Source organism: Streptomyces sp. 15-116A (assembly GCF_025290915.1).
Classification (GTDB): Bacteria; Actinomycetota; Actinomycetes; order Streptomycetales; family Streptomycetaceae; genus Streptomyces.
The window spans coordinates 1-4051 of the sequence record NZ_JAOCQE010000411.1; the positions used below are offsets into that span (position 1 = coordinate 1).

Annotated in this window: 3 protein-coding genes and 1 pseudogene; 1 reads left to right on the forward strand and 3 read right to left on the reverse strand. The window is 74.4% G+C overall.

Annotated elements, in window-relative coordinates; translation table 11 throughout:
* Window positions 1–154: 154 nt before the first annotated feature.
* The 3 genes from N4P33_RS33420 to N4P33_RS33430 are packed head-to-tail and all read right to left on the reverse strand — an operon-like array spanning window position 155 to window position 3806.
* Window positions 155–412: a phosphopantetheine-binding protein gene (locus N4P33_RS33420; RefSeq protein ID WP_260830685.1), complete on the reverse strand. Its 258-nt coding sequence runs from the start codon at window positions 410–412 to the stop codon at window positions 155–157.
* Entirely contained in the window at window positions 409–1689 is a 1281-nt protein-coding gene (locus tag N4P33_RS33425; protein WP_260830686.1) for a hydroxymethylglutaryl-CoA synthase family protein, read from the reverse strand. The genes N4P33_RS33420 and N4P33_RS33425 overlap by 4 nt, the downstream gene beginning before the upstream one ends.
* Window positions 1686–3806 carry an alpha/beta fold hydrolase gene (locus N4P33_RS33430; protein WP_260830687.1) on the reverse strand — a complete coding sequence of 707 codons (2121 nt, stop codon included), beginning with the start codon at window positions 3804–3806 and terminating at the stop codon, window positions 1686–1688. The genes N4P33_RS33425 and N4P33_RS33430 overlap by 4 nt, the downstream gene beginning before the upstream one ends.
* Before the next feature lie 25 nt (window positions 3807–3831).
* Between N4P33_RS33430 and N4P33_RS33435 the strand changes: the two are divergent.
* Window positions 3832–4051: pseudogene (locus N4P33_RS33435) on the forward strand (hypothetical protein); the annotation flags it as partial.

Sequence of the window (4051 nt, forward strand, 5' to 3'; positions counted from 1 at the left end):
GCTTCGTCGTCCAGGCCGGCGCGGCCCGGCCCGCCGTCCGCGCCCTGCCGTATCCCGCACCGGCCCTCGCGCAGTGCGGCGGCGAACGCGGCGGCGTCGTCGGCCACGGCACACAGCACACCGATCCCGGAGACCACCACCGGCTCTCCGCGCATCAGCGGTGCTCGCCCATCAGCCGCGCCAGCTCCTCCACCGTCGCGCCGGAGGTGAGCTTCTCCAGCGGCAGGTCGATGTCCAGCTCCTCCAGCACACCCGTGAGAATCTCGGCCCGGTCGATGCTGTTGCAGCCCAGCTCGTCCAGGGTGCGTTCGGGCACGATCCGGGCGGGCTCGATCTCCGGTACGACGGCCGTGGTGTGCCGCCGTATCGTCCGCAGGATCTCCTCGTGGCCGACGGCCGTGGTGTCGCTCATCGCGCAGTGGTTCCTTCCGCGAGCCATTCGTAGTGGCGGTGGTGGTCCTTCACCGAGGTCAGTGCCAGCAGCCGGTCCCGGCCCGGCACCCGGTCCAGCAGTTCCTTCCAGGCGTACGGGTCGATGTCGCGGTCCGCGACCGGTACCAGGCAGCTCGTGCTGTGCGGGAGCAGTTCCTCGTACTCGGCGAACGAGAGGTCCGCGCGGCTCTCCAGCCGTCCCGCGATGTCCACGGCGGCCAGAGTGCCGGCCGCCGTGTCGCGCACGACCCCACTGAAGAACTCCGAGGAGCAGCCCGATCCGTAGGAGAACAGTCCGGCCCTGAGCTCGCCCCGCGGGCGCAGGGTGTCGATCGCGCCGGCGAGCGCGAGGTAGAGCGAGCCGGAGAACAGGTTGCCGACGATGTCGGGGTAGCGCAGCGACGGTGCCACGCGGCGGGCGAAGTCCTCGTCGATCCACCGGCGGTCGGGGAGGCCGGCCGAGGGACCGTCCGGGGAGGCGAACTCCCGCATCAGTCTGCGATGCGCCGCCCGCACCATGCCGGAGAACGGTGTGTGGAAGACGAGCAGGTCGAAGGTGCCGGTCACGTCCGCCTCCGGGACGCGCGCCCGGTAGTCGCCGTAGGCGCCGACCAGGCATTCCAGATAGGCGAGCAGGGACCGGTCGACGTCGGCGATGTCGTGGTCGGGGGTGGGCCGGGCGGTGTCCTGGACCTCGAAGCTGTGGGCGCCCGTCGCCCCGGGATCCAGGGCCAGCACACGGGGTTCCTCGGCGACCAGCAGGGCCACCGCGCCGGTGCCCGTGGCCGGTTCCGCGTAGGAGGCGCGCGCGTCGGCCAGCGCCACGTCGGTGGCGATGACGAGCGCCTTGGCGCCCGGCTCGGCGGCCACGTACCCGGCCGCGAGCCGCAGGGCCGCGGTGGCCGCGAAGCACGCCTGTTTCGCCTCCAGCAGCCGGCACGCCGGTGACAGCCCCAGGTGGGCGTGCACGTAGGAGGCGACGGACTTGCTGTAGTCCAGCCCCGACTCGGTGGCGGTGATGAGGAAGCCGATGCTGTCCCGGTCCTCGGCGGAGAGCCCCGCCAGCAGCGGCGCGGCGGCGTTGACGGCGTTGGTGACGGGGTCCTCGAAGGGCAGCGCCACGGAGCGTGCCGCCATGCCGACGTTGTCGAAGCGTTCGGGGTCCAGGCCCCGCCCGGCGAACAGTTCGCGCACGGCGATCCTGGCCAGACCGCCGTACACGTTCAGGGCGTCGATGCCGATGGGCCGGTCGTTCACGGTCGCCTCCCGGTGCGGTCGAGGAACGCGGCCAGCAGCCGGTTCACCTCGTCGGGATGGGTGACGCAGGGGAAGTGCCCGGCGTCGGGGATCTCCTCGTAGCTCGCGTCGGGGATCAGACCGTGCATCAGGTGGGCGGTCTTGAGCGGGATGACCGAGTCGTGGCGGCCCTGCACGAGAAGGGTCGGTACGGAGATCTCGGGCAGCCGCTCGCGCAGGTCCGGTTCCCCGGCGAAGAGGTCGAGATAGCGCAGGCCGGTGCGGGCGTCCATGCTCTCGCTGCGCAGCAGGAGCTCCGTCAGCCGCTGGCGGTCCCGGGCGATGCGCGGTGAGCCGGAGCCCGACACGATCCGGTCGAAGTCCTCGGCGACCACCCGCTCCAGCCGGTTCACCCCGCCCTCGCGATTGGCGTACCGGAAGGAACCGCAGATCAGGGTGAGGGAGGCGGTCCGCTCCGGGTGGCGCAGGGCGAAGGACTGGGCGAGCAGGCTGCCGAAGGACGCGCCGACCACATGCACCGGTCCCGTCGCCCCGAGCCGGTCGAGGACCTCGGCCCTGCTGTCCGTGAGGCTCGCCAGGCTCAGGTCGGTGGGGGCGGTGCTGGCGCCCACGCCGGGATGGTGGACGACGACGGTCCGGTACCGCCCGGACAGGGCGCGGAACTGCTCGGCGAAGACACCTGCACCCATGTTGAAGGGGTGCATCAGCAGGACGACGGGGCCGTCACCGGCAGCGAACACCTCGACGTCGCCGTCCGCCAGCCGCACCATGTGCCGCTCCACCTCCGGCACCGCCTCGGCGAGCAGTCCGGCGTTCTCGTCGGCGGGCGCGTACCCCTCCTCCAGCTCCTCCACGATGTCGCGCGGCACGGCGGGCCCGGCCGGGGACCGTGTCCCGCCGTCCACCGGCCGGTACACGGCCCGTGCCGGGTCGCCGCCCGCGTCGTCCTCCTCGCCGGCCGGCACCAGGGCGGTCAGCGGCGGCGGGGCGAGGAAGTGCCGGGACAGCCGCCCGGCCAGGTCGGTGATCCCCTTGCGGGGCCAGCCCACGGGCACCGCGAGCCGGATCAGGCCGTCGTCGCCGAGGTGCGGGCCGCCGCGGATCCCGGTGTGCGCGAACAGCCAGGCCAGCACGGACGGGACGGGGTGACGGAGCTCCGACGCGCCCGGCACACGCCGCGCGTCCAGCAGGACGCAGTGCGAGCCGGGGACGTCGACCACCGGGGCGCCTGCCGACCGCAGGGCCTGCCGCAGGGTGGTGACCGCGGCCAGGCGGCGGCGTACGAGCCTGGCGACACCGTCCAGATCGAGCAGCGCACGGCGCAGGGTGCGCCGCTCCAGCAGCCCGGCCCAGGGTCCGCGGGCCGCGGTCTCCTCCCGCAGCAGGTCCGCGAGCTCGGGCAGCGCGGTCGCCACGAGGCCCCCGTGGTGGACGCCGAAGTCCTTGCCGGCGCTCAGCGTGACGGCGTCGGCCTGCGCGAGCAGCTCGCGCGCCGCGTGCCACAGGCCCCGGCCGCGCATCGACTCCTCCCCCTCCACCACGGCCGCGGCGTTCTCCAGCAGCCGGGTGGCGTCCAGCACCAGGGGCACGCCGTGGGCGCGGGTGAGTTCGCGGACCGTGCGCAGTCCCGCGAGGGACAGGGCGACACCGCCCGCGGCGTTGCAGGTGAGTTCGAGCGCGACGAAGGAGACCGGTGTGCCGGTGTCGGCGAGCGCGGCGGCCAGCGCCTCCGGGTCCACGTCGCCGCCCGCGCCGGCCGCGGGCAGCCGCTCGGGGTGGAAGCCGCTCGCGGCGAGGCTGCGCAGCCAGGTCGGGAAGAGACGGTTGTGCGGTACGCGTCCGCGCACGCCCGGCCAGCAGCGGCAGAGCAGCTCCTCGGCCTGCCGGCCCGACGCGGTCGGAATGACCGTCGGGAACGGCAGCCAGGGCAGATCGTCCCCCGCGTCGTCACCGTCGAGAGCCGACTCGGACAGTGTGCGCAGCCGCTCGGCCATGAACGGGTCGGCGCGCTCGGACCAGGAGTCGGTCAGCAGGTCGAACGGGACGTCGGAGAACGGCAGTCGGAGAGGGTTCCACCCGTGCGCGAGCAGCGGGGCGGCATGGGCACCGGCCTCCACGGCCGGGCCGCCCGGGGGGTGGGGCGTGCGCGATGGGGCGGGCTGCCCGCTGTCCTTCCGGGCGGGGGCGGCCTGCACGGCGTGCGCGGAGGGCGCGTCACCGGGCCGACGGCCGGATGAGGTGGTGGCGGCGGAGGACGCGGGGGCGGGCAGCGGTCGTGAGGGCGCCCGCCGGTCGGCCGGGAGGGACGCGGGTGAGGACGGACCGGTCGGGGAGGTCACTCGCGAGGACTTCTCGGCCGCCT